The 25,072-nt window shown below is 44.9% G+C and carries 23 protein-coding genes; 10 read left to right on the top strand and 13 right to left on the bottom strand.

The genetic code is table 11. The features are described from left to right. Window positions 1-9 precede the first annotated feature (9 nt). The 9 genes from bamA to rpsB form a co-directional block, all read right to left on the bottom strand. Window positions 10-2,436, bottom strand: coding sequence for an outer membrane protein assembly factor BamA (bamA, locus tag INR79_RS13055; RefSeq protein WP_223094590.1), 2,427 nt, complete (start codon window positions 2,434-2,436; stop codon window positions 10-12). 62 nt (window positions 2,437-2,498) lie between these two features. Then, window positions 2,499-3,857 (bottom strand): sigma E protease regulator RseP, encoded by a 1,359-nt coding sequence (rseP, locus tag INR79_RS13060; protein WP_223094592.1) that lies wholly within the window; start codon window positions 3,855-3,857, stop codon window positions 2,499-2,501. Next, on the bottom strand, window positions 3,854-5,062 hold the full coding sequence (ispC, locus tag INR79_RS13065) for a 1-deoxy-D-xylulose-5-phosphate reductoisomerase (protein WP_223094594.1): 1,209 nt from the start codon (window positions 5,060-5,062) through the stop codon (window positions 3,854-3,856). The genes rseP and ispC overlap by 4 nt, the downstream gene beginning before the upstream one ends. Before the next feature lie 56 nt (window positions 5,063-5,118). Then, window positions 5,119-5,961 (bottom strand): phosphatidate cytidylyltransferase, encoded by an 843-nt coding sequence (locus INR79_RS13070; RefSeq protein ID WP_223094596.1) that lies wholly within the window; start codon window positions 5,959-5,961, stop codon window positions 5,119-5,121. Between the two features lie 15 nt (window positions 5,962-5,976). Continuing rightward, window positions 5,977-6,729, bottom strand: coding sequence for an isoprenyl transferase (locus tag INR79_RS13075; RefSeq protein ID WP_022551285.1), 753 nt, complete (start codon window positions 6,727-6,729; stop codon window positions 5,977-5,979). A gap of 96 nt (window positions 6,730-6,825) precedes the next feature. Then, entirely contained in the window at window positions 6,826-7,383 is a 558-nt protein-coding gene (gene frr, locus INR79_RS13080; protein WP_004406905.1) for a ribosome recycling factor, read from the bottom strand. 45 nt (window positions 7,384-7,428) lie between these two features. Then, complete coding sequence (gene pyrH, locus INR79_RS13085; protein ID WP_004406904.1) at window positions 7,429-8,157, bottom strand: UMP kinase; 729 nt, start codon at window positions 8,155-8,157, stop codon at window positions 7,429-7,431. Between the two features lie 154 nt (window positions 8,158-8,311). Then, on the bottom strand, window positions 8,312-9,154 hold the full coding sequence (gene tsf, locus INR79_RS13090) for a translation elongation factor Ts (RefSeq protein ID WP_004406903.1): 843 nt from the start codon (window positions 9,152-9,154) through the stop codon (window positions 8,312-8,314). Window positions 9,155-9,284: 130 nt separating this feature from the next. Continuing rightward, window positions 9,285-10,019 (bottom strand): 30S ribosomal protein S2, encoded by a 735-nt coding sequence (rpsB, locus tag INR79_RS13095; protein ID WP_004406902.1) that lies wholly within the window; start codon window positions 10,017-10,019, stop codon window positions 9,285-9,287. Between the two features lie 406 nt (window positions 10,020-10,425). Between rpsB and map the strand changes: the two genes are divergently transcribed. The 3 genes from map (at window position 10,426) to INR79_RS13110 (ending at window position 14,596) form a co-directional block, all read left to right on the top strand. Further along, complete coding sequence (gene map / locus INR79_RS13100) at window positions 10,426-11,304, top strand: type I methionyl aminopeptidase (protein WP_022603306.1); 879 nt, start codon at window positions 10,426-10,428, stop codon at window positions 11,302-11,304. A 103-nt stretch (window positions 11,305-11,407) separates the two neighbouring features. Next, a complete protein-coding gene (glnD, locus tag INR79_RS13105) occupies window positions 11,408-14,029 on the top strand; it encodes a bifunctional uridylyltransferase/uridylyl-removing protein GlnD (RefSeq protein ID WP_022551287.1) in 2,622 nt (873 codons plus the stop codon). A gap of 183 nt (window positions 14,030-14,212) precedes the next feature. After that, window positions 14,213-14,596, top strand: a complete 384-nt coding sequence (locus INR79_RS13110) for a DUF3461 family protein (protein ID WP_004399373.1) — start codon at window positions 14,213-14,215, stop codon at window positions 14,594-14,596. Window positions 14,597-14,665: 69 nt separating this feature from the next. Here the strand turns inward: INR79_RS13110 and truC are convergent, their stop codons facing one another. Both truC and INR79_RS13120 read right to left on the bottom strand, forming a co-directional pair. Continuing rightward, window positions 14,666-15,400: a tRNA pseudouridine(65) synthase TruC gene (gene truC / locus INR79_RS13115; RefSeq protein ID WP_223094598.1), complete on the bottom strand. Its 735-nt coding sequence runs from the start codon at window positions 15,398-15,400 to the stop codon at window positions 14,666-14,668. Next, window positions 15,394-15,711, bottom strand: a complete 318-nt coding sequence (locus tag INR79_RS13120; protein WP_223094600.1) for a YqcC family protein — start codon at window positions 15,709-15,711, stop codon at window positions 15,394-15,396. Before INR79_RS13120 ends, truC begins: the two co-directional genes overlap by 7 nt. An 82-nt stretch (window positions 15,712-15,793) precedes the next feature. Here INR79_RS13120 and INR79_RS13125 point away from each other — a divergent pair, with 82 nt between their 5' ends. From INR79_RS13125 to INR79_RS13140, 4 genes are all read left to right on the top strand, one after another. Then, on the top strand, window positions 15,794-16,831 hold the full coding sequence (locus tag INR79_RS13125; RefSeq protein WP_223094602.1) for a DUF3549 family protein: 1,038 nt from the start codon (window positions 15,794-15,796) through the stop codon (window positions 16,829-16,831). A 20-nt stretch (window positions 16,832-16,851) separates the two neighbouring features. Next, window positions 16,852-17,151, top strand: coding sequence for a DUF3301 domain-containing protein (locus INR79_RS13130; protein WP_004399378.1), 300 nt, complete (start codon window positions 16,852-16,854; stop codon window positions 17,149-17,151). A 747-nt stretch (window positions 17,152-17,898) separates the two neighbouring features. Then, complete coding sequence (locus INR79_RS13135) at window positions 17,899-18,180, top strand: hypothetical protein (protein WP_022597542.1); 282 nt, start codon at window positions 17,899-17,901, stop codon at window positions 18,178-18,180. Beyond that, window positions 18,177-18,623: a YaiI/YqxD family protein gene (locus tag INR79_RS13140; protein WP_223094604.1), complete on the top strand. Its 447-nt coding sequence runs from the start codon at window positions 18,177-18,179 to the stop codon at window positions 18,621-18,623. The genes INR79_RS13135 and INR79_RS13140 overlap by 4 nt, the downstream gene beginning before the upstream one ends. Window positions 18,624-18,683: 60 nt before the next feature. On the opposite strand, the gene INR79_RS13145 is transcribed toward INR79_RS13140, so the two are convergent. Further along, window positions 18,684-19,457, bottom strand: coding sequence for a Zn-ribbon-containing protein (locus INR79_RS13145; protein ID WP_223094606.1), 774 nt, complete (start codon window positions 19,455-19,457; stop codon window positions 18,684-18,686). A 3-nt stretch (window positions 19,458-19,460) separates the two neighbouring features. Continuing rightward, window positions 19,461-20,015: a SecY-interacting protein gene (gene syd, locus INR79_RS13150; protein WP_022551293.1), complete on the bottom strand. Its 555-nt coding sequence runs from the start codon at window positions 20,013-20,015 to the stop codon at window positions 19,461-19,463. A gap of 101 nt (window positions 20,016-20,116) precedes the next feature. Between syd and queF the strand changes: the two genes are divergently transcribed. From queF to INR79_RS13165, 3 genes are all read left to right on the top strand, one after another. Next, on the top strand, window positions 20,117-20,962 hold the full coding sequence (gene queF / locus INR79_RS13155; protein WP_045966421.1) for an NADPH-dependent 7-cyano-7-deazaguanine reductase QueF: 846 nt from the start codon (window positions 20,117-20,119) through the stop codon (window positions 20,960-20,962). A 28-nt stretch (window positions 20,963-20,990) separates the two neighbouring features. Then, entirely contained in the window at window positions 20,991-23,255 is a 2,265-nt protein-coding gene (locus INR79_RS13160) for a tetratricopeptide repeat protein (RefSeq protein WP_223094608.1), read from the top strand. 100 nt (window positions 23,256-23,355) lie between these two features. Beyond that, on the top strand, window positions 23,356-24,927 hold the full coding sequence (locus INR79_RS13165; RefSeq protein ID WP_004399385.1) for a GGDEF domain-containing protein: 1,572 nt from the start codon (window positions 23,356-23,358) through the stop codon (window positions 24,925-24,927). Window positions 24,928-25,072 lie beyond the last annotated feature (145 nt).

A 25,072-nucleotide genomic window follows, 5' to 3' on the forward strand; every position in this document is an offset into this window, starting at 1 on the left:
TCCTAAGTTTTAGAAAGTTCGACCAATTGTAAAGGTAAAGACTTCGTCTTTGTCCCCTTCAAACTGTTTGATAGGTTTCGCCAACGAGAAAACCAAAGGTCCCATAGGCGACATCCATTGCAGGGCAACACCTGCAGACATTCGGTAATTGGTTGGATCAGAGTAATCGTAGTAGTACTGACCACCAGAGCTTACTCCTGATTCAGGATCCAAGTAGTTAAATTCTGTATCCCAGACGCTCGCTGCATCAATGAATGCACTGGTTCGGATTTGGCTGCGCGCTTCATCAGATGCAAACGGAGTCGGGAAAATCAACTCCATGCTGGCCAGGGCAATGGCGTTACCACCGACTGAATCATCGGTCACTGTGTACTGGGAATTGTTCCCGCCTATGTGATTCTCGTTGTACACCGCCTTTGGACCCGCACTGTTGGAGCGGAATCCACGTAAAGTGCTGAAACCACCAGCGTAAAAGTTCTCGTAGAATGGGAACAGGTTGTCGTTGTCACCATTCTTACCATAACCGTTTCCGTAGCCTAAACGTCCACGCAATAGTAAGGTAAATTCATGTTTCTTTGTCAGAGGGATGTACTGTCTTACATCGTATTGCAGTTTGAAATACTGAACATCTGACCCTGGCACTGTCATTTTATAGAAAGCACGCTGGTGATTACCTGCTGTAGGGAAGAAACCACGGTTCAGGTTGTTTCTCGTCCAGGACAGTGACAAATCAAAGTCGTTAACTTTCAAGCTTCGGTCGTTTTTGTCTAGGTTGTCTTCTTGCGCTTGAAGAAATTTCTCAATCTGCACGTACTCATCCAAATTAGAAATTCGGTTGTGCGTATAACCTGCACCAATTTCGAAGAAATTCAACTCATCAAACGGGAAACCCCATGTCAGACGTGTACCGTAACTTTCGTTGGTATAGTCAACAATTCCAGCTTCTGATGCTTCAAACTGGTTGTAGAATACTTTTCCTCCCAGGCTGACACCATCAAGGTTCCAGTACGGATCACGATATTCCAGGCTGACATTTTTACGGAATTTGTTTGTTGAAGCGTTGATACCTACACGGTTACCGCTTCCGATAAAGTTATCTTGCTGCAAGCCCACCTGGAAGCTCACACCAGATTCCGTACCATACCCCACACCAAAGTTGATACTACCGGAGTTGGCTTCTTTGACGTTATAGACTAAATCCACCTGGTCTTCAGTGCCCGGAACACGAACCGTCTGTACGTCAACTGTTTCGAAAAAGCCAAGTCGGTTTAATCGACTCTTACCTGTGTCGATGGCTTTTGAATTTAACCATGAACCTTCCATCTGACGCATTTCACGACGAAGAACTTCATCACGAGTGGAATTATTGCCAGTAAAGCGAATGTCACGCACGTAAATACGCTTACCTGCTTCAACATTGACGACTAGAGAAACTTTTTTATTTTCATCGTCAAACTCTGGAATCGTACGAACCTGAGGGTATGCATAACCGGATTCGCCCAGAACACGCTTTACATTCTCTTCCAAGGATGTCACCGCACTGCCATCGTAAGTATCACCAGCAGCAAACGGCACCATCTTATTGAATTCTTCTTCTTTGTCGATCAACTCACCACGGAATTTAACCGACTCAACCGAATAGGGTTCACCTTCATCCAAAGTTAGAGTGATGTATACACCTTTCTTGTCCGGAGAGATTGAGACCTGAGTGTCGGATACCTGAAACTTCAGATAACCTTGGTTGAGATAGTAAGTTCTTAGCGCTTCGAGATCCCCAGCCAGTACTTGTTTCTGATACTTTTCATTCGCCAGGAAATTCCACCAAGGCACGTCTACACGTAAGTTGAATCGAGATCGAAGGTCATCATCTGAAAATACAGAGTTACCAATGAAGTTAATTTGCTGAATTTTGGCAGAAACACCTTCAGTAAATACAAACTTCAAATCAGACCGATTACGTGGAAGAGGAGTAACGACCGCTTTGACTTCAGCGTTGTACTTACCGACGCTGTAGTAAAAATCTTCCAGACCTTTTTCAATATTGCTCAGCGTTGTACGGTCAAGAGCTTCACCAATTCGGATACCTGAAGCATCGAGGTTTTGAGTAAGCTGATCTTCTTTAATCGCCTTGTTTCCTGAGAAAGAGATGTTCGCAATGGTAGGACGCTCTTTCACTTCAATGACAAGTACGTTGTTATCTCTAAGCACTCTGACATCTTCATAGTTGCCGGAGTCATATAAGGATTTGATGATCTTTGCCACATCTTGCTGATCAACCGAATCACCAATACGAATAGGCATTTTGAGGAGTGCAGCTCCCAACGCAACACGTTGCAAGCCTTCAATCTTGATGTCTTCTACGACAAATTTTTCTGCACCATTCACCACTGTGCTCGTGAGCAACAGAGAGGTGAGCAATAAATGCTTGATCGCCATATCTATTCTGATTATTCCTTGCTACTTCTTATTCGTTGCCATCTTCTACCAATCAGGTGATATCAAAGGCGAGTAAAATCGTTAAACAATGCGACTATCATAAGGGAGAAGATAATAGCTCCGCCCAATTTATAACCGACTTCTTGAATCTTTTCTGGTACTGGTCTTCTGATCACAGCTTCAACCGCAAAGAACAACAAATGACCGCCATCAAGAATAGGCAGTGGCATTAAGTTGATGATACCTAGATTAATGCTGATCAAAGCCAGGAAACCTAGAAAATACACCAGTCCATAGTCAGCAGTAGTGCCCGCACCTTTTGCAATAGAAATCGGTCCGCTAAGATTTTCTATACCAACATCACCGACAACCAGCTTCTTCAGCAAGCTAAAGGTCAGAGAAATGACCTGCCCGGTTTTTTCAACTGCTTTACCAACTGACTCAACAACGCCATATTGCAAATCGAACTTGTAATCTTGTGGCCACTCACCAATCTCTGGTGCAATACCAGCAAACCCTTTAGTAATGCCCTGCTTATCCATTCGTGAGTTAGGAATAAGCTGTAAATCCCTTGTCAGACCTTCACGCTCTACGGAGATTGTAATGGCTTGCTCTGGGTTATCCTGAATGGCTTTAACCATTTGTTGCCATTCATTCACAGGGGCACCATTGATTGCAATAAGCTGGTCACCCACTTCAAAGCCAGCTTTTTCCGCCGCACCACCTTCACCAACATGGGCAATCTTAGTGGTGGTTTCCGGACGGTAAGGTCTGAAACCCAAGGTTGTCATTGGCGATTCCGTCTCAGGGTTAAATTGCCAATCACGTAAATCTAGCTTGAATACTCGTTCAACACCTATGCCGCCTTCAGGTTTTACTGTCATGGTCATCTCATCATCACCAATGTGAGCGATAAGCTGCATGTTGACAGATTCCCAATCAGCGGTTTTGATTCCAGCAACAGACTTTAGTTCCATTCCCGGTTCAATTCCCGCTTCAGCAACGATGGAATTGGGTGTGACCTCACCGATAACAGGCTTAATTGCCTGAACACCCATGATAAACACAAGCCAGTAAGCAAAAAGCGCAAAGGCGAAGTTAAATACCGGACCTGCTGCCACAATAGCGCTTCGCTGCCAAAGTGATTTATGGTCAAATGCCTGATTTTTTTCTTCTTCTGAAACAGTATCGACACGACCATCCAGCATCTTGACATATCCACCGAGAGGGATCATAGAAATGCTGTATTCGGTGCCGTCTTTACCAACTTTGCTCCAAATAGATTTACCAAAGCCAATTGAAAACTTGTGTACTTTCACACCGCAACGGCGCGCTACCCAAAAGTGACCGTACTCATGTACCGCCACCAGTACACCCAGTGCAACAATAAACGATACTAAGTTCCACAAAATACCTGTCATATTGTTCGCTTACCTACAAGTTCAAGCGCAAGAATACGCGCCATTCTATCCAGCTCTAATAAGCTTTCCAAGCAATCAACCTCAAGGTTTTGCTGTTGACCACACAGCTTGGACAAAACCTGTTCATTAATGACTGCAATATCTGTAAACCGGATTTGATTATTTAAAAATGCTTCCACAGCAATTTCATTTGCTGCATTCAGTCCTGTTGTTGCGTGTTGTCCTGTGTAACAAGCTTCAATAGCAAGCTTAAGGCAAGGATAACGATCGAAATCTGGTTCTAAAAACGTCAGTTCACCTACTTTGGTAAAATCCAACGGTTTGACACCTGCAGTTATTCTTTCGGGGTAAGACATGGAATATGCGATGGGTGTCGCCATGTCCGGCTCACCCATTTGTGCCAAAACAGAACCATCACAATACTGCACCATGGAGTGGATAACAGATTGCGGATGAATAACCACTTGAAGCTGTTCACGGCGCGTATTGAACAACCAGCGAGCTTCAATGTACTCAAGCCCTTTGTTCATCATGGTGGCAGAGTCGACAGAAATCTTTGGTCCCATCGACCAGTTAGGGTGTGCGATGGCTTGTTCTGGCGTGACATCTTTGAGTACAGACACGTCCGAATAACGAAAAGGACCACCGGAACCAGTAAGAAGAATCGAAGAGACTCCGGACTCATTCAGGTCACAGTGCCCGGGTTGAGTTTGAATAGATTCAGGCAAGCATTGGAAAATGGCATTGTGTTCGCTGTCTACAGGTAAAAGCTGTGCGCCGTATTTTTTAACCGCATCCACAAAGAGCTGTCCAGACATAACGAGCGCTTCTTTGTTTGCCAGAAGTACACGCTTACCCGCCTGAACCGCAGACATAGTAGGAATAAGCCCTGCTGCTCCGACAATGGCAGCCATTACTGTATCCACTTCATCCATGGAGGCGACAGCACATAAGCCTTCATTTCCCGCTAAAACCGTTACTTTGCTACCTGAATTTCTGAGAGACTCTCTTAGATCAACAGCAGCTTTTTCATCCGCCATTACCGCATAGACCGGATTCCATTGCTCACACAAAGCCTGCATTTTGGCAACGTTACTGCCTGCAGCCAGAGCGAACACATTAAATTTTTCTGGGTTTTGGGTTACCACCTTTAAGGTACTGGCACCAATAGACCCCGTCGCTCCAAGAATGGTTAAATTTTGCATTGTGAAGACCGTTATACAGAACTTGAAAAGGCAAGTTTCCCTGCCTTTTTACAACATTAAAGCGTGAAATAGAGTAAGGCAAATACAGGAAAAGCGGCAGTCAAACTGTCTATTCTGTCTAGAACACCACCATGCCCGGGAATAATGTTTCCGCTGTCCTTTATCCCTGATACGCGCTTAAACATACTTTCTACCAAGTCACCTAACACTGAGATGATAACAGTGGCAAGAGTAATGAATACCATTATGACAGGGCTGGAGAAGGTGAGTTCAAACCAATTTGCCGCGCCCCACCCAATTACCAATGCGGTAATGATGCCACCGACCAGACCTTCTATAGTTTTGTTCGGGCTGACATTAGGGGCCATTTTGCGCTTTCCGAAACTTTTACCGGCAAAATAGGCACCGCTGTCGGCCGCCCAGACAAGAAAGCAAACAAACAGGACAAGCTTAGCACCGTAATACGGATCGGCGTCGTAGCCTACGCTTCTTAGAAGAACGACAGAGGTAAAAAAAGGAATCAGTGTCAGCAAACCAAAAAGGTGGCGCAGTACATTTGAATTTTCCCAAAAGCTTGCAGACTTTGGGAAAGACATTGCCATACCACTGGAAGCCAACCACCAGACTCCAGCGATAGTGAGAATAGTGACGTGACCACTGGATACCTGCTGAAGCGCTGCCACATCAAAAGGCAACAAGAAGAACAGACCAGCCAAAGCGACCAGCGACGGAATCAAAGCAAGCTGTCTGTTAGATGATTTAACAAATTGAGTCCACTCCCAGAAGCCCACCACAACAATTGCAGCGATGGCAGCAACAAAGAGAGGGATAGAAAGTTTAAAAATCCCCAGCACAACTAATGGAGCCAGAATCAGCGCGGTTATAATTCTTTGTTTCAAGCTGATGATCCTTTTTTATCCATTCATGATTTCTTGAATCTGTTCGCCTGTACAGCCAAAGCGACGCTCGCGGTTAACAAACCACGCCACCGCATCTGCTAGGCTTTGCTCATCAAAATCCGGCCAGTGTTGGTCGACAAAGTACATTTCAGCGTAAGCCATTTGCCACAGTACAAAGTTGCTGATCCGACATTCACCACTGGTGCGGATAAGCAGATCAACTTCAGGTAGATCGGACATCGTAAGGTGTGAAGCGACAAGGTCTTCATTGATCTCTAGCGGATCAAGAATACCCTCTTTGGCTTCTGAAGCAATTTTCTGAATGGCTTGAGTGATGTCCCATTTGCCACCGTAGTTAGCGGCGACATTCACCACCATGCCATCATTATCTTTCGTTAGAGTCTCAGCTTCGACAATCTTCTTTTGCAGCCTCTGATTAAAGCGAGAGGTATCACCGATCACACGAAGCCTAAGATTGTTTTTGTGAAGACGCTTCACTTCTTTGGACAGCACGGTAATAAACAGCTCCATAAGAAGGCTCACTTCTTCTTCCGGGCGACGCCAGTTTTCACTGCTGAATGCGAAAAGAGTAATAGCTTCTATGCCTAAACGAGATGCGGCTGAAATGGTTTTTCTTACTGAATCGACTCCTGCTTTGTGTCCAAATACGCGAGGCTTACCTTGCTTTTTTGCCCAACGACCATTGCCGTCCATGATGATAGCGATATGTTTGGGGAATGCGTCTGGAGAGACTTGAGTGTTCAGCATAGAGAATTCATTGAATCTAATGGGGTTGAGATAATAGCATAAAAAAAGCGCTGTGCTGTGGGCACAGCGCTTTGAAAAAGAAAAGTGTAAGTTATATTACACTTCCATCAACTCTTTTTCTTTTGCAGCAAGAACTTCATCAACTTTCTTAACCGCAGCGTCAGTCAGCTTCTGAATTTCGTCTTGTGCTTTACGATCTTCATCTTCAGAAATTTCTTTGTCTTTCAGCAATGCTTTCAGGTCGTTGTTCGCGTCACGGCGAATGTTACGGATAGCGACACGACCGCCTTCTGCTTCACCACGTACAATTTTAACTAGGTCTTTACGACGTTCTTCTGTTAGCGGTGGAAGTGGAACACGGATAACCGTACCCGCAGACATAGGGTTTAGACCCAGATCTGACTGCATGATTGCTTTTTCAACTTTAGGCGCCAGCTCTTTATCGAAAACCGTGATTGCCAGAGTACGTGAATCTTCTGCGATTACGTTTGCAACTTGGTTTAGAGGAGTAGCTGCGCCGTAGTATTCTACGTTGATGTTTGCCAACAGGCTTGGGTGAGCACGACCTGTACGTACTTTAGACAGGTTATTTTTTAGCGCTTCAACGCTTTTTTCCATGCGCTCTTGTGCATCTTGTTTGATTTCGTTAATCACAATTTCACCTTAATAATTTTTTATAAGAGTGTTCTGGTTACCGATTTAGGCTTCGCTGATCAGCGTACCTTCGGCTTCACCCATTACCACGCGACGTAGAGCGCCTGGCTTGTTCATATTGAATACACGGATAGGCATTTTGTGGTCACGAGCCAATGTAAATGCCGCTAAGTCCATTACTTTCAATTCTTTTTCAAGAACTTCACTAAAAGAAAGAGTATCATACAGCTCTGCTTCAGGGTTTGCTACCGGATCAGCAGTAAATACACCATCTACTTTTGTTGCTTTTAGAACTACATCCGCTTCGATTTCAATACCGCGCAAACATGCAGCAGAATCAGTAGTAAAGAATGGATTACCTGTACCTGCAGAGAAGATAACCACACGGCCTTGACGCAGTTCGCGAATCGCATCTGCCCAGTTGTAGTCGTCACATACGCCTTTTAGAGGAATTGCAGACATAACGCGAGCATTCACGTATGCACGGTGAAGCGCATCGCGCATTGCCAGACCGTTCATTACGGTTGCCAACATCCCCATGTGGTCACCCACAACGCGGTTCATACCCGCTTCAGCCAGACCTGCACCACGGAACAAGTTACCACCACCGATAACCACGCCCACTTGAACACCCAGTTCAACCAGTTCTTTTACTTCTTGAGCCATACGATCCAAGATTGCTGGATCAATACCAAAACCTTCTTCACCTTGAAGTGCTTCACCACTCAGTTTTAACAGGATACGTTGATACGCTGGTTTAGGGTTAGTAGTCATGGAGTTTACCTTCCAAATGAGAGTTGTTGATTAACAGTCATGAATGCATGCTGGAACTGTCAGTGTGCATTCATCACGATTAACGCTTCTGTCTTCTTGTCATAAAAAGACCGCAGCCTTGGCTACGGTCTTTTTTTAAGCAATCTACAAGGGATTAACCTTTTTGAGCAGCCGCTACTTCTTCAGCGAAGCTCATTTCTTCAGCTTTCTCGATACCTTCACCAACTTCTAGACGAACGAAGTTAGTTACTGAAGCGCCTTTCTCTTTAAGAATTTCGCCAACAGATTTCTTAGGTTCCATAACGAAAGCCTGACCAGTCAGAGAGATTTCGCCCGTGAATTTCTTCATACGGCCAACAACCATTTTCTCTGCGATTTCAGCAGGCTTGCCTTCGTTCATTGCGATTTCAACTTGAACCGCTTTCTCTTTTTCTACTACGTCAGCAGGTACGTCTTCTGGGTTAACGTACTCTGGACGAGAAGCTGCAACGTGCATTGCAACGTGCTTAAGAGTTTCTGCGTCGCCTTCACCAGCAACAACAACACCGATTTTCTCACCGTGACGGTAAGCAGCCAGTGCAGCACCTTCAACGTATTGTACGCGACGGATGTTTACGTTTTCGCCGATTTTAGCAACTAGAGCAACACGAGTTTCCTCGAATTGAGCTTGTAGTTCTTCTGCAGTAGCTTTAGAAGCAAGAGCCGCTTCAGCAACTTCGTTAGCAAAAGCTGTGAAGTTTGCATCTTTAGCAACGAAGTCAGTCTGACAGTTAACTTCAAGAAGAGCAGCAACGCCGTCAGCTTCTTTGATGATAATTGTACCTTCAGCAGCTACGTTACCTGCTTTCTTAGCAGCTTTAGCAGCACCTGATTTACGCATGTTTTCGATTGCTAGTTCGATGTCGCCGTTAGTTTCGTTCAGCGCTTTCTTACAGTCCATCATGCCTGCGCCAGTGCGGTCGCGCAGTTCTTTAACTAGAGCAGCAGTAACAGCCATTCTCTATTCCTCAGTTGATTCTGGATATGGTAAAAATCAGGGGCTCGATGTCGGCCCCTGATAGTAACTATAACTTAGCTTATATTTAACTTTTGTTGCCTATAAAACTAAGTGTGACTCAGAGCCGCTATTACTCAGCTTCTTCTACGAAACCGTCTTTTTCAGCAGCCGCTGCAGCAACGTCTTGGTTGCGACCTTCGCTCACTGCAGTTGCAGCAGCGTTTAGGTAAAGTTGTACAGCACGGATTGCGTCGTCGTTACCAGGGATAACGAAGTCAACACCATCTGGGTCAGAGTTAGTATCAACAACTGCGTATACAGGGATACCCAGGTTGTTTGCTTCGCGAACTGCGATGTGCTCGTGATCAGCGTCGATTACGAATAGAGCGTCTGGTAGACCGCCCATGTCTTTGATACCACCAAGAGATTTCTCTAGCTTCTCCATTTCGCGAGTACGCATTAGAGCTTCTTTCTTAGTTAGTTTGTCGAAAGTACCGTCTTGAGACTGTGCTTCAAGATCTTTCAGACGCTTGATTGACTGACGAACAGTTTTGTAGTTCGTAAGCATACCACCCAACCAACGGTTGTTAACGTAGAACTGGTTGCTTGCGATAGCAGCTTCTTTTACAGCTTCAGATGCAGCGCGCTTAGTACCTACGAAAAGAACTTTACCTTTCTTCTCACCAACTTTGCCTAGCTCAGCTAGTGCATCGTTGAACATTGGTACAGTTTTTTCTAGGTTGATGATATGAACTTTGTTACGAGCACCAAAGATGAATGGCTTCATTTTTGGGTTCCAGTAACGAGTCTGGTGACCGAAGTGAACACCAGCTTTTAGCATATCGCGCATTGATACAGTTGCCATTTTAAATTCCTCTATGGGGTTAGGCCTCCACATACCCCATGCGTCCGACTCAACTTCTTATATCTAAGTAAGTGAGCACCCCGGATCATGTGTCGGTACGTGTGTGATTTAAGAAATAGTTTGTTGGAGCCAAAAGCAGCTTCGCCGAAGGAGAGAACTGATCTTGATTCCGGCGCGCTTTATACCATAAAAACGGCGAGTAAAGCTAGTAATAAATTCTCTGACTGAATGATACCAACCGTCTTTGAGACTTGGCTTTACATAACATCTTTCAGAGAAAGATTCTGGTCACATTCCATTAGGGGAAATGAATGCAATTGAGCTGCTCAATAGTGGCTGAATCTAGCATCTTGAACTAGTTTGGGTATAAAATGCTGCGATTGCATTTATGAGTTTGAGAAAATCAATGTCCATTAAAATTAAAACTGCAGAAGAAATCGAGAAAATGCGCGTTGCAGGCAAGCTTGCCGCTAGTGTTCTTGAAATGATTGAGCCACATGTCAAACCTGGGGTAACAACCGAAGAACTGGATCGCATTTGCCACGATTACATTCTGGAAAACAACGCATACCCTGCTCCATTGGACTACCACGGTTTTCCGAAATCTATCTGCACATCCATCAATCACATTGTTTGCCATGGCATTCCAGCCTCTGTAGACGAAGTAGGCTCTACCGGTAAAGGAAAGCCTGCAATACTCAAAGACGGTGACGTCATCAATATCGACATCACTGTTATTGTTCCAGACGACAAGGACACCGACTTAAGTGTTCGTCCAAAAGGCTACCACGGCGACAGCTCTCGCATGTTCTACGTTGGCGAAGTGTCTCCTGCGGATAAGCGCCTTTGTACCGTAACTCAAGAAGCACTGTATGTAGCAATGAGAAAAGTTAAACCTGGTGCAACAGTCGGAGATTTAGGAACAGCAATCGATAAATTCATCAAGGATAACAATAAAAAGAATCCTCGAATGAAGTACTCTATTGTTAAAGATTTCTGCGGTCATGGCATTGGCAGCGAGTTCCACGAAGAGCCACAAGTTGTTCATTACAAAAACACCGATAACCGTAAGTTGAAAGAAGGCATGTGCTTCACTATCGAACCTATGATCAACGCAGGTAAATTTGGTTGTAGCGTAGATTCTGAAGATGACTGGACAGTTTACACAGGTGATGGCAAAAACTCGGCGCAGTGGGAACATACTATTCTCGTAACCAAAACTGGTTGTGAGGTTCTGACACTACGCAGTGATGACACGATTCCCCGAATTATGAAGAACGTATAACTCAAAAATCCCAGCCTGGCTGGGATTTTTCTTTTCTATACATCGAAAACTTTAAGCTCAGTTGTTACAGTTAAGACAACAGTAGTTTGCACGGACCGCATGGATGACCTTTCAATCCCCTCTTACGCTAAAAAACGAATCAATGAATCTGGAGAGTTTACGTAACGAGCTCGACACTTTCTCTGAATATCAAAAGAATGAATTTCTAGCCCATCACCCCGTCACTGATCTTGTACTGGGTCGAAGCGAATACATGGACATGTTACTCACGCGTTTGTGGGAACATTACGCATTCGACAAAGTGCCAGAGATGAGTTTGGTTGCCGTTGGAGGGTATGGTCGTGGCGAACTCCACCCACTGTCAGACATTGATATTCTGGTTCTCAGCCAATCTGCTTTAGACGACTCGGTTAAAACCAAAGTCAGTGAGTTCATTACGCTGCTTTGGGATTTGCGTATGGAAGTGGGTCATAGCGTAAGAACTGTCGAAGAATGTAAGGAAGTGGGTAAAGATGATCTCACCGTCGCCACCAACTTACAGGAAGCGCGGCTGATCTGTGGCTGTGAAGACAGCTTTCACAAACTCAAGCTTTTGATTCACTCTGAATCGTTCTGGCCCAGCGAAGTTTTTTACCAAGCCAAACTGCAGGAGCAAAAAGAACGTCATGCTCGCTACCACGACACCACCTACAATCTGGAGCCAGACATCAAATCCAGCCCAGGTGGTCTGCGAGACATTCACACCCTCAGTTGGGTAGCAAGGCGTCACTTTGGTGCCACATCTTTGTTCGAAATGAGCCGATACGGCTTTTTAACCGATGCCGAGTATCGGGAGCTGCTTGAGTGTCAGGATTTTCTATGGCGCGTTAGATTTGCCCTTCATATTGAACTGAAACGCTATGACAACCGCCTGACCTTTGCTCACCAGTTACAGGTAGCCGAACATTTGGGTTTCTCTGGTGAAGGCAATAAACCGATCGAAATGATGATGAAAGAGTTCTATCGAACGCTTAGACGCGTAGCAGAGCTCAATAAGATGCTTCTTAAATTGTTTGATCAGGCGATCATCAATAAGGGGGAGCAACTTCCGGCAGAGATTTTAGACGACGACTTCCAACGCCGGGGTCCACTCATCGAAGCAAGAAAGCCCGCCCTGTTTCAGGCTCGACCAGAAACCATTTTGGATATGTTTCTGCATATCGCCAATGACTCTTCCATTGAAGGTGTGGCACCAGCAACCATGCGCCAGTTGCGAACGGCACGACGAAGACTGAATAAATTTCTGCATACCATTCCAGAAGCGCGTGAAAAATTTATGGATTTGGTGCGCCACCCCAACGCCCTACACAAGGCATTCAGTCTGATGCACCGTTTAGGCGTAATGTCAGCGTATCTGCCGCAATGGAGTCAGATTGTCGGGCAAATGCAGTTCGACCTGTTCCACGTGTACACGGTGGACGAGCACAGTATCCGACTGCTAAAACACATTCACACCTTTAGCTTTGCGAAAAACCACGCTAAACACCCTATTTGTTGTGAAGTGTATCCTCGTATCCAGAAGAAAGAGCTATTGATTCTTGCCGCGATATTCCACGACATTGGTAAAGGCAGAGGCGGCGATCACTCAGAAATTGGCGCTGTTGAAGCCTACGATTTCTGTATTGAACACGGGCTATCTAAACCAGAAGCCAAATTGGTGTCATGGCTGGTTAAACATCACCTGTTGATGTCAGTAACGGCACAACGCCGCGATATCTACGATCCTGAAGTGGTCACTGGCTTTGCTAAAAAAGTACGCGACGAAGAGTATCTCGAATTTCTGGTGTGCCTGACTGTTGCAGACATCTGCGCCACCAATCCTGAACTCTGGAACAGTTGGAAAAGAACTTTGCTCGCAGAGCTATTCTATTCCACTCAACGCGCGCTAAGGCGCGGTTTAGAAAACCCGGTCGATGTGCGAGAACGTATCCGCCACAACCAACACCTCGCTTCGGCAATCTTACGCAAAGAAGGCTTCACCCCTCGGGAAATCGAGGTGCTCTGGCAGCGATTTAAAGCTGATTACTTCCTTCGTCATACCCATAAGCAAATTGCCTGGCATGGTGAGCATTTATTGCGGCTGGAATCCAAAGAACAACCACTGGTATTACTCAGTAAAAAGCCAACACGTGGTGGAACCGAAGTGTTCATCTACTCTCCAGATCTACCAAATCTGTTTGCCAATGTCGCAGGTGAGCTAGACAGAAGAAACTTCAGCATCCATGATGCTCAGGTCATGACCAGCAAAGACGGCTATGCACTGGATACCTTTATGGTGCTGGATCAGCACGGTAAACCCATTGAAGAAAATCGCCACGCTACAGTCGTCAAACAATTACAAAGCGTCCTGGATGAAACAAGCTCCGCAACTAAAGTGCGGCGTACGCCTCGCCAATTGATGCACTTCAATGTGAAGACCAAAGTCGATTTCATACCGACCAAAACCAAAAAGCGCACGCTGATGGAGTTTGTGGCTCTGGATACGCCCGGGCTACTCGCCAACGTGGGAGCGACTTTCGCAGATCTGAACATTAATCTACACGCAGCAAAAATCACCACCATAGGTGAGCGAGCAGAAGATTTGTTTATCCTCACTTCACCAAATGGTGGTCCCTTGAGTGAAGAAGAACAAGCAGAGCTAAAATCCAAGCTGAAAGAAAGCGTTAGCGAACTTCAGTCTCACTAACCAATCGCTTAATGGGCGAGATCCGGTATATCGCGATCTCGTCCACAAACCTCCGAAAATCCCTCTGTCCGACCTATCAATAGCTGCTAAAGTTGAACAGTACTCAACCAACCGTCGATGTTCTTTACTCCAATTGAACAAAAGGGTTGGCACTACCATTCAACGGCTATCACGAGGTGCTCTATGTATCCAAACCTCACTGGATTAGGTATTCAGGACCCAAAACAGATCGAACGTTACTCCTTACGCCAGGAAGCGCAAAAAGACGTACTTAAGATTTATTTCAAAAAACAGAAAGGCGAGCTATTTGCCAAAAGCGTTAAGTTTAAATACCCAAGGCAACGCAAGAATGTTCTGGTCGACAGTGGCAGCCACCAGTACAAAGAAGTCACTGAAATTAACCGTAACCTTACTTTGGTGATTGATGAACTGAACACCATTACGAAGCCAGAAAAACTGGTCGAAGTGGACGTGAAAGAGAAAATCCTGTCGGATTTAAGACACCTAGAAAAAGTCGTATCCAGTAAGATCGCTGAGATCGAAGCGGATCTGGAAAAGCTTAAATAGCAATTCAATTTAGTGAATTAAAAAAGGGAGCCTAGCTCCCTTTTCTGTTTTTATCCCAAGCTAAGGTTTTTATCCCTTTTTCTCAAAAAGCGTTTTCCAGCCAAACTCTGAAAGCAGCCTGTTCCACACTTCATCAAATGGTGCCTTTAACACAAGAGGCTCACTAGTGAATGGATGAACAAATTCCAGTTCAGACGCGTGAAGCAGTAAACGGTGCGACTCGTAATGCTCCCGGAATAATCGATTGTGCTTACCGTCTCCGTGAGAAGTGTCTCCAACGATTGGGTGCCTTAAGTGTGCCATATGGCGGCGCAACTGATGCTTGCGACCCGTTATGGGTTTCATTTCCACCAAACCGTATCGCGTCGTTGGAAAACGCCCGGTGGAATGTGGCACTTCCACTTTACCAAGAGGAAGATACTCGGTTATCGCGCTCTGAGCTTCCTTATCTTTATCAGCAAACTTATCGGCGATTTTATCCAGCTCTTCTTTAAGCGGATAATCTAGCGTATCCCCTTCTTCAATCCAGCCTCGAATAATAGCGTGATAAGTCTTCTGCATATCGTGATTGGCAAACATCGGGGATACTTCAGACGCTACTTCACCTGAAAGCGCGAACACCAGCACTCCGGAGGTCGGTCTGTCCAGGCGATGCAGAGGAAACACATGTTGACCAATCTGATCACGCAGTGTTTGCATCACGAATTGGGTTTCGTGTTTGTCGAGCCATGAGCGATGCACCAGCATTCCGGCAGGTTTATTGACCACGACCAGATACTCATCTTGAAATAAAATCTCTAACACGATGAAAACGCCTTATCGATGGCTGAAACAGCTGCTAACACTTTTGCTTTACTCTCATCGTCTTTCCAGACTTCTTCAAAATAGGGGGACAACTCAAACCCGGTTGGTAACGTCTGCCCCGTAAGAATCAACGCTTCAATACGGACAATAAACACCCACTGAAGCCATTGATGCGGCTCTAAAGTGTCATACGCAAAAGGCTGGTCACTAGACAGTGCCTGAAAAGATGGTGGTGTGCTTTCCCATAACGCTTGTTGTTGAAGTGCACTTTTCAGATTCTCGATATGTGTCGAGATTTGAACGGTATTCATGAATTTCGATTCGGTGGACCTTGAAAATTGCCCATAGAGTACCATCTATTGGCTAAAGACATATAGGATAACAAGCTAGTCCATGGATACCATTCATACTCTTACCCAACTCCTGACCAACAGTCATTGTGAATACCAGGTCTTTGACTTGGGACGACGCATCACTCAAATCGACCCTCAGGCTTTCTCAAAGGCCGAGGTAGGTCAGCATGCTTACCCGTATCCAATGCAGAGAAAAGCCCACCTTGCTATTGCTTATTGGAACGAGGCGAAACAACCGTGGATCTGGTTTCTAAAATTTGATTTGGATGAACGTGGATTGCTCAAGCAGTCAGACATCGGCAATTTCATTAAATACGTCATTGAAGCCATGGGGACACGTTTGGGTGGAGAGCTAAGTGAAGAGCAACAGGACAAGCTTTCGCAAAACCCATACACCTTCAAACCTTCGGAAGACAAAATGGCGGTATTCCATAGTCAGGTACGTGCTTCTCTGACCATGCCAACCAGCCAATACTACGAGCATGCTCAACACTACTTCACTGGTGGATTGGGTTGGGAAAACTGGCAAACCATTGGTCTTCAGGGTATCGCAGATATTTGCGCGCGCCTGAATGCCGAACAAAATGGTGTGATGCTAAGAAAAGCCATCAGGAATCTGCCTAATGAACCGCTTTATGCACTACTTGGTGTCCTTGAACATTGTGACTTGCCAGAGAAGTTAGGCACCACGCTGGAAGAAAAAGCGCTGGAACAGTGTCATTCGGATAACCCTGACCTTTTCTTACTCTCAGCGCTTGTCCGGGCACTTTCAGGATCCGTTGATTCACTGAACAAAGTGGTCGATGAAGTGTTAAAAAGCCCAAGGCTAAGCCACCAGGAAGTCCTCATTGGACTAGCAGGAAGAAGCTGGGCGGCTTTAGCGGATACCAACCGTGCAGGTCAATTTTTGTTGAGACTGGCGCAAACAGGCAACCAAGGGCTATTTAACCAGCTTTTTGCTGACTTAGTTATGCTTCCTGAATTAAGAATGGTATTGCTTCCGCTGCTTCACAATGCTCCTTCACCAGAGCTGGCTGACGCTCTCATCAAATTACAGCAAAGTACTCGCTCTCAGTAAGTGGTTCAAAGGACTGAATAATGATAGGAAATCTGTTCGCAATTATATTGGTGACTCTGTTCTGCTTACTCTTCTGGCAACAAAGAAGGCAGTCAGAGCTGGCAAAGCAAATGGTGGCACATCGCTGTAAACAACTTGAAATCCAAGTACTCTCGGTGTCGTTCAAAGGGCATAGATTTCGCCATAAATCGGGCAAAATTGGCTGGCATACGGTGTATCAGTTTGAATTTTCGTCACTTGGAGACGATTACTACATCGGGGAGCTGACTATGGTGGGGTTCCACGCAAGCCACTTCGACATTCCCCCTTACCGGATGTAAGTAACCTGAACTCAAGATAAGTCACAATTTTCGGACAAAAGAAAAGCCCCGATACTTTCGTATCGGGGCTGTAGTCTTACTCGCAGCAATCCGGCTACTATAGGTGCTCCATGCATCAAATCCTTGATAGTATGCTGTGTCCTTCAGCTTAATCCTTTCATCGCCATCCTAGCGGTGTCCATGATCCTATCCTGATCTGCTAACCTTCCTGATTAGCGCACTCACTTGTTCCTTGAGCGGTGTCCCTTACATCATCCTGATGTTTGTTCCCTGCCTCAGTCCTGAGGTGTCCATCGTCTTTCCTTAGTCGTCATCTTCCTGATAACGATTGAGTCCATTCAATGTCCGTTCGCTCCATGCTGATCATTCATCCTGAATAACCAAATCTTCTTCCTGAAGATAACCAGTCCGTGGTTGTTTCCTGTTCCGTGTCAGAATCCTTCCGACAGGGAACAGATTACGTTTATCTCGAATTCGAACAACTTAACTGGCTCACATTTTTATTTGAGAATAAATCGCATAAATTAAATAATTATTTAAGAACAATAAGATAGAAATTCAACTCAATGATTCCCTAATATTAAAAGCAAACATCTCCTACACAGCTTGTAAGAGATCTCTCACAAGCTAATGAGCAAATAACTAGAGCCACTAACAAAAGACTCAAAGAAAAATACGTGCTGGCGCACACTTCTCGCCATGACCAATTAGATATATCATTAGCTCAGAAATTTTAAGGAATCCGACATGAAAACTCAGGACATCACTGCCGAACTAGAAGCCGTTATTCAGTCTCTCGCTGATCAGGGAAAAGAGCCCACTGTGGCGCTTGTCAAAGCAAGATTAAAATCGACAGTTCCCATGCCAGCCATCATCGCCACAATCAAAAGCTGGAAAGCCTCTGCGCGAGTACCGAAAGTGGAAGTAGGTGTAAAAGAGGCGTCCAGTGATGCCCGTATTGCAGCATTAGAAGCACAGGTTGCTGAGTTAACGAAAAGACTAGAAGCACTGGAGAAATCAGCAGAATGAAGATATGGGTAGATGCGGACGCCTGCCCGAAGGTTATCCGCGAAACATTAACACGGGCTGCTGAGCGAACAGGGATAACCACCACTTTTGTGGCTAACCACAGTATTCCTCTTCCTAAACGTAACAACATCCATATGCTTCAGGTATCGAGCGGCTTCGATATTGCCGATAATGAAATAGTCCAGCGAGTGGAAGAGGGCGATCTGGTGATTACCTCGGATATCCCGTTAGCCGATGAGGTAATACAGAAAAACGGGCAGGCACTCAGCCCAAGAGGGGAACTTTACACTCGGGATACCATTAAAGCGCGGCTTAACATTCGAGATTTTATGGATACCATTCGATCCAGTGGAATTCAGACGGGCGGACCGGCTGCTCTTTCTCAAACTGAAAGGCGTGAATTTGCCAATCACTTAGACAGAATCATCGCTAAAAGTAAGTGATCTGAACATACTAAAGTAAAGCTAAGGAGCGGTGAATCAATTCCCGCTCCCCCAACCTACTTAGTCTTTAAAATCCCACGACAAATTGCTCACCAACATGCATTCATCGCACTTAAAGTCGAAGACACCGTGAATAGGCTCTGCCAGCTTCCAGTCACCACCACAAGTCGGGCACTTTCTTGCTAACTCTTCTTCTTTGCTTTTGCCACCAACACGGTAGATGTATAGATAAGTCGGAATTCCGCTCACTACTTTGAGACGTCGGCATAAATCCCACCCACGTCGAAACAGTAAGCTCTTGCTGGATGAAATTTCGTACAAGGAAGGATGCTCTACTACAGAGCCATTCATCTGAAGCTGGTCACACGCGCTCCAGTCTTCCTGCCATTTAATGATCTGCTTCTGGTCACCATTCGCAACCGGGGGTAACCGATACAATGGAACTGGCTGAAACTGCTCACCACATCGAATTGGAGAGCAGGTGTGCAAATAGCTGGTATACAAAATCTGCCATTCTCTCTCAATGGTATCTGCACTGGGGTCCGAATTCATATCCTCACCCAGTACCCGAACTTTAGGTTGCAGCAATCCAAAGTCGGCTAGCTGACTGATGGCGTGTTTTACCTGCGCACTATGAAAGTCTGGGTGTAAGCTGTTTGATTCCGGGCAGACTACGCGAGCAGTAAAGACGGCACCATCCATATGTACGGGAAGTTCACGTCCTAGCACTTGCCCGTTATATCTTAAGCAATCCAAAACGTAGTTGATCGCCTTTTCTACCTCTCCCATGGAGGTATCACGGTACACTTCAAATGAAAGCTCAGTGATGTACATGGTTTATTCTTGCTCCACAACAGGGGTTAGCTGAGACAAGAATTCCTCAACGGACGGAGCCAAAATGTCACGCTGTGACGTTCCAAGGCGTTCAAAGATGACTTCACCAGTGATGTTGCATATGGAGATAACGTCCATTTCTGCTGACGTAGAGCCAATAAAAACGGTGGGTTTCAGTTTAAGGCGACGCTGCATGACCAGATGACCAAGAATGTTTTCCTGCAAACGAACGAAGTCTTCTTCGCTCCACACCTGAAGTAACGTAAGAGGCTTTCCATCCCAAAGTGCCTCCATGTCCCCGCAAAACTGACAGCTATAAAACGCTTTAATGTCTTCATGCAATGTGAGCTCGATGCCATTTTCTACATTGGTGAAATCAGCCCAGCTGTCACGATACACAGGTCGCCACTCCACATAGTCTTCACCTTGTTTCTCAATACATGGTGAAGGAATACCTGCCAGCTCTTCACTTTGAGGGAAACTAGAACGTTCTTCATTCCACTGCGAAAGGTAGCGTTCGCTGAAAGACTTTAAGGCGTGTGCAACATTTTGAGACATTGATTGCTCCTGGATATCTTCTGTCCTGTACCTTGACGGATGACAGAATAAGAGGGATTAAGTAAACTTCGGGGTATTCTAATCGATCTTTTAAAGTAAGTATGAGCAAATATTCGAACGCCGAAGAGCTGGCTGGTTTAACTCTGGGTCAGAAAACAGAGTACAGCAGCCAATACGACCCTTCCCTGTTGCAAGGCGTTCCCCGAAGCCTGAACCGTGACGACATTCAACTTACCGGTGAGCTACCGTTTGTTGGTGTGGATATCTGGACGCTCTATGAGCTGTCCTGGTTGAATCGTAGCGGGCTTCCTCAAGTGGCGGTAGGTGAAGTGATGTTACCTGCTACCAGCCCTAACCTTGTTGAATCCAAGTCATTCAAGCTTTACCTGAACAGCTACAACCAGACTCAATTTGATAGCTGGGAGCAGGTACAGGCTTCTTTAGTTAAAGATTTGTCTGAATGTGCAGGTGAACCTGTTGAAGTTGTCATTAATCCCGTTTCACATTATGACAACCAACCTATTGTCAGCTTGCAAGGCGAATGCATCGATAACCAGGACATAAAAATCGAAAGTTACGAATTTGACCCTGAGCTACTGCGCGACGCATCGTCAGACGAGATGGTCACCGAAACGCTGGTCAGTAACCTGCTTAAGTCCAACTGTTTGATCACAAATCAGCCCGACTGGGGAAGCGTTTCGATCGAGTACACTGGAAGTCGTATCGATCGCGAAGCTTTACTCCGATACCTGGTTTCTTTCCGAGAGCACAATGAATTCCACGAACAATGTGTAGAACGCATCTTCACGGATATTCAGAAGTATTGCGCCCCAACTTCTCTGACGGTATTTGCCCGATACACGAGACGTGGCGGATTGGACATCAATCCTTACCGCTCAACGGAACAGTCGAAGCCGGACAACAACCTGAGACTCGCAAGACAATAAAATAAGCCAAAGCCTGGAGTACAAAGGAATGAAATTTTTTGGTTGGTCTGCGCTATTTTTTGCTATTTTTCTGCAAAGTCAGACCGCATTGGCAAAAATCTACACATCGCCCATTCTCAGTGATGCCGCCAATTTGGTGGAGATCGACCCGAAAAAATCCAAGCAAATTGCCACCAAGTTTCTCAGTCAGCGTAAGCTGACTGATGCTTCGCCTAAAGGTCCTTCCGCGTTGCCACGGGAAGACACCGACAACTCTCTGAGAACACCAAGCAGCAGTATAGATGCCCTGCAAATACTCGCTCATTCCGAGTTGTTACTTGGCGACCCCAGAACCGCGTTCCTTCACTTAGAAAACGCAGAACGGCTCGCAGGCAACTATGATCTGCCGTTGATTGCACTTGAAACTCAGCTTATGCGGGCTGAGCTTCTCTGGTTGCAAACCAATGATTTGAAAAAAGTCTTTCCTATAGTTCAAAGAATTGAGCAAGCATTATTGCAACCAATGACTTCCTCAAGCTTGGTCACTAGCCTGCAATATCGACTGGCGATGATCAAAGGCGAAATCGCTTCTGTTAATGGCAACCGAGTAGATGCTGAACTGGAATACAAAACAGCGTCTGAAATATTGGCGAAAGTAACCAAAATTGACACCATCATTAATTACCACATTGAAGTGGGAAAACATTACTTACGATATAAATCGTACGATCTTGCTTTAACAGAATTGCTTACCGGCTATTGGATGGCCATTGAAAAAGATCAAAGCCAGGAATTAGCCAAAGCAAACTACCAACTTGCACAGCTTTTTAAGCAACGTCAGGTGTTAGACAAAGCGTTAGAGCATTTATCCCGAGCTGCCGATTTCTATCGAAATTTTGAACAATCGCTGGTACTTGGCGACGTTTTAAAGCAGATGGCGGATATTTATTTTCTCCAAGGGAAATACAATCTCGCACTTGTAAGATATTTTAACGTACTCGATCATGAATACTTCGCTCGTGATATTCACGATGTGATTGAATTAAGATTAAGCATTGCTGATACTTATTTACAACTGTTCAACTTCACGTTAGCTGAGCAATATTTAGACAAAGCCAAAAACCTTGTCAATTACACCCAAATAAAACCATTAAAAGCGCGCACATTATTACTTACTGCCAGTTTGGCACTGCAACAAGAACAAACTGCAAAAGCATTATCAAATGCTCGAAATGCACTCGCAATAGGTCAAGATTTATCCGATAACTTTATTTTATTACAATCTTATCGGGTGCTATCCGCTGCATATGAGCAAAATGGAGAATTTATTGAATCATTAAATGCGCTGAAGAAATTTTCGATACTGAACGCCAACCAACAAAAACGTCTGAATGAAATAAACGAAGACGTATTAAAGCAGCAAAAAGACATCATTGAACAATCTTTACACTACAAAGGATTGGAAGGTGAGCTAAAAATCGCTCAGCAAGAATTTCGAAAATTTCAGAACACAGCATTTGGTTTATTTATAATTACGGTACTGCTGGTTCTATTTGTTTTGCGTCGTGGTTACATTATTGACAAACTAAAAAATGAAGTAAAAAGTCTGCGACAAGATTTATATACACACGCGCGTTCGGGTCTTAGAAACTTGAGACTGTTGAATAAGAAATTGCAAAACTCATTAGCCAGAAGTAGCGCAACTTACGAACAGTGGCAATTGGGTGAGCTTATCAATGAACCTTTCAGCGATCGTTTGAGGTTCGTGATGTTTGACCTGCCATTTCTCCGTAACACCTACCTTGAATTAGGCTATCAGTCAGGGCTGGAGCTCGAAAAATCCTTTGGCGATTTTATAAAGTCAAAAATCGAGAAACCCTCTCGTCTCTATCACTTTTCTGACGCCATGTTTCTTTATGTAGAGCCCAATACTAAGACTACCGTCGAACCGCAACATATGTTCGATAAGATTTGCAGCTGGATCTCAGAATTTGAGCCAGAAAGAAAAATATCGCGCAAAGTTCACATAGGTATGGCAGATTATCCATTCTTGCCAAGAGCATATACCGCGATAAATGATCAAGAGCTGATAGATATATTATTACTATCAACAAACTTGGCCCGCGGAATAGAAAAAAATAGCGATGAGAGCCAGTGGGTCTATTTAAGAGCAATTGAAAATGCCCCAGCAGCGAGTTTTGCGACGGATAATATTAGGCTTGCATGTAAGCAAGCATTAAACCAAGGGTTAATAAAAGTCCAATCGTCGTGCCAAAATGAGGATGACATCAAAAAATTGACACTATCCGAGTGATAAGTGAGCACTTAACCACTGATTAAAGTGACCTTATTTTGTTTTTTGTTATTATCGAATAACTGTTTTCGCCATCGCGGTTTTTTGGCACCTGCTTTTTATGAATGATTTGGATGCTCTTGAGCAAGAGTTGAAAGACGAATTGCATGAATTGAAATGCAAGTTAGATCATGCTCGTCTTTCGCATCGAGATTCTCTTTTTAAATTTAAAAGAGAGCAAAACGTTCTTAAGCGTATAGTTGCTAATCTAAGTGATGCATGCCAAGGTAATAACCAAGATCTTGATAGGGGTTTAACAGGTTTAAAGAAAGACCTAGAACAACATCAAGATGTCACTAAGTTAATACCCAAGCTTGTCGTCATAGAGAGAATGCTGAAGCAAAACACGGTGACCATGGAAAAAAAGACAATTCACTTAGACGAGCGAATTAAACATAGCGGAGAAACGTTGCAGCGCATTCCAGGTCTGCCTGCACAATTAAAACGTGATCTGCGAAATCTGCTTCACTTCCCTAGTAAAAAACTCACTCAAGAAATCGATCAGGCTATTCGTCTTCTCGGTATTTACGAGCGCGCCACTAAAATTATGGCGTCAAATTCCCGTAATAACCTGAATCTTGAAAAAGCAGTCGACCAGGAAATTTTTGATCGTCTGTCTGAAGAATTGCAAAACCTGATAACCGAACTGGATTTTGATGGTGAATCGGGCGAATTACTTACCGACATCAGAGCAAAACTTCTCATTGGCGTGCCGCCTAATGAATTATTCGAGTTGATTCTTCAAATTCTCAAACTCGTTATTCAAGGTACACATTTCGAGCGAAAAACGTCCGAACAATTCCTTGATCAAGTCAACAGTTCGCTGAATACGGCAATAAAGAACACATCTCAGAATATTGAACAGAGCCTGTCTTACTCTGAACATCGTAAGATGATGCATTTTGAGATCAATGAACTGGTTTCCCAAGGCAAAACCAGCCTCGACTCGGATTTGGATGTAGAACAACTGAAAGGGGCGATTGCTCCTTTGCTTGATCAGATAGGTTCTCTCACAGAAAGATTGCAACATATTGAGAAGCGCGAACAAGCCTTAACCGAGCGTTTGAGCTACAGCCACAATCAACTTGAAGCACTTCAGGAAGTCACTCAGGACTACCGCAGAAGGCTGCAAGATCAGGCTCAGCGCTTACTGCTTGATCCCCTCACGAAGGTTTATAACCGTGCAGCTCTGGCAGATAAACTGGAACTGGAATATCGCAGATGGATTCGGGCTCAACACTCTTTTCGCATTCTGTTGCTCGATATTGATAACTTCAAAACCCTCAACGACAGCTTCGGATACAGCGCTGGTGACAAGGCACTGAAAATCATTGCCCGAACCATTAAGAAAGCCGTAAAAGACACCGACACCGTTGCCCGTTTCTCTGGTGAGGAGTTCTTAGTGCTGCTTCCTGATCAGGTCGACGCAGAAACCCATGCTGTGACACAAAAAATTCAGGCACAGATTGCCAAACTTCCATTTAAGTTCCGCGATCAAAGCATCACCATTACCGCCTCAGCGGTTTGTGCGATCTTCAGTGATACCGACACCCCTGAAGAAGTACTGGAAAGACTGCAGCTTGGTCTGAAAAATGCCAAGCGCACAGGTCCAAACCAACTCGTCTGGCTGTAAGCCCCCGCATATTCCTCCTTGTAACAAAGACTTACCCCACAAATTGCTCAATTATTCGCTAAATCCGGGTGGCGAAACCGCCAATTCCTGTGTAAGGTGAAATGACAGGGTAGAGAAATTAACAAAAACAAAGACTTTCTGCCCA

This window comes from Vibrio sp. SCSIO 43132 (assembly GCF_019904195.1).
GTDB lineage: Bacteria > Pseudomonadota > Gammaproteobacteria > Enterobacterales > Vibrionaceae > Vibrio > Vibrio nigripulchritudo.

What these genes read in the sequence shown, in the direction of transcription:
- INR79_RS13160 (WP_223094608.1), top strand. Translation starts at nt 20,991, where the DNA reads ATGAAATTTTTTGGTTGGTCTGCGCTATTTTTTGCTATTTTTCTGCAA.
- INR79_RS13125 (WP_223094602.1), top strand. Translation starts at nt 15,794, where the DNA reads ATGGATACCATTCATACTCTTACCCAACTCCTGACCAACAGTCATTGT.
- INR79_RS13165 (WP_004399385.1), top strand. Translation starts at nt 23,356, where the DNA reads ATGAATGATTTGGATGCTCTTGAGCAAGAGTTGAAAGACGAATTGCAT.
- tsf (WP_004406903.1), bottom strand. Translation starts at nt 9,154, where the DNA reads ATGGCTGTTACTGCTGCTCTAGTTAAAGAACTGCGCGACCGCACTGGC.
- rseP (WP_223094592.1), bottom strand. Translation starts at nt 3,857, where the DNA reads ATGACAGGTATTTTGTGGAACTTAGTATCGTTTATTGTTGCACTGGGT.
- INR79_RS13110 (WP_004399373.1), top strand. Translation starts at nt 14,213, where the DNA reads ATGTATCCAAACCTCACTGGATTAGGTATTCAGGACCCAAAACAGATC.
- map (WP_022603306.1), top strand. Translation starts at nt 10,426, where the DNA reads ATGTCCATTAAAATTAAAACTGCAGAAGAAATCGAGAAAATGCGCGTT.
- ispC (WP_223094594.1), bottom strand. Translation starts at nt 5,062, where the DNA reads ATGCAAAATTTAACCATTCTTGGAGCGACGGGGTCTATTGGTGCCAGT.
- INR79_RS13140 (WP_223094604.1), top strand. Translation starts at nt 18,177, where the DNA reads ATGAAGATATGGGTAGATGCGGACGCCTGCCCGAAGGTTATCCGCGAA.
- queF (WP_045966421.1), top strand. Translation starts at nt 20,117, where the DNA reads ATGAGCAAATATTCGAACGCCGAAGAGCTGGCTGGTTTAACTCTGGGT.
- INR79_RS13075 (WP_022551285.1), bottom strand. Translation starts at nt 6,729, where the DNA reads ATGCTGAACACTCAAGTCTCTCCAGACGCATTCCCCAAACATATCGCT.
- glnD (WP_022551287.1), top strand. Translation starts at nt 11,408, where the DNA reads ATGACCTTTCAATCCCCTCTTACGCTAAAAAACGAATCAATGAATCTG.
- rpsB (WP_004406902.1), bottom strand. Translation starts at nt 10,019, where the DNA reads ATGGCAACTGTATCAATGCGCGATATGCTAAAAGCTGGTGTTCACTTC.
- INR79_RS13145 (WP_223094606.1), bottom strand. Translation starts at nt 19,457, where the DNA reads ATGTACATCACTGAGCTTTCATTTGAAGTGTACCGTGATACCTCCATG.
- INR79_RS13120 (WP_223094600.1), bottom strand. Translation starts at nt 15,711, where the DNA reads ATGAATACCGTTCAAATCTCGACACATATCGAGAATCTGAAAAGTGCA.
- INR79_RS13130 (WP_004399378.1), top strand. Translation starts at nt 16,852, where the DNA reads ATGATAGGAAATCTGTTCGCAATTATATTGGTGACTCTGTTCTGCTTA.
- syd (WP_022551293.1), bottom strand. Translation starts at nt 20,015, where the DNA reads ATGTCTCAAAATGTTGCACACGCCTTAAAGTCTTTCAGCGAACGCTAC.
- pyrH (WP_004406904.1), bottom strand. Translation starts at nt 8,157, where the DNA reads ATGACTACTAACCCTAAACCAGCGTATCAACGTATCCTGTTAAAACTG.
- INR79_RS13135 (WP_022597542.1), top strand. Translation starts at nt 17,899, where the DNA reads ATGAAAACTCAGGACATCACTGCCGAACTAGAAGCCGTTATTCAGTCT.
- bamA (WP_223094590.1), bottom strand. Translation starts at nt 2,436, where the DNA reads ATGGCGATCAAGCATTTATTGCTCACCTCTCTGTTGCTCACGAGCACA.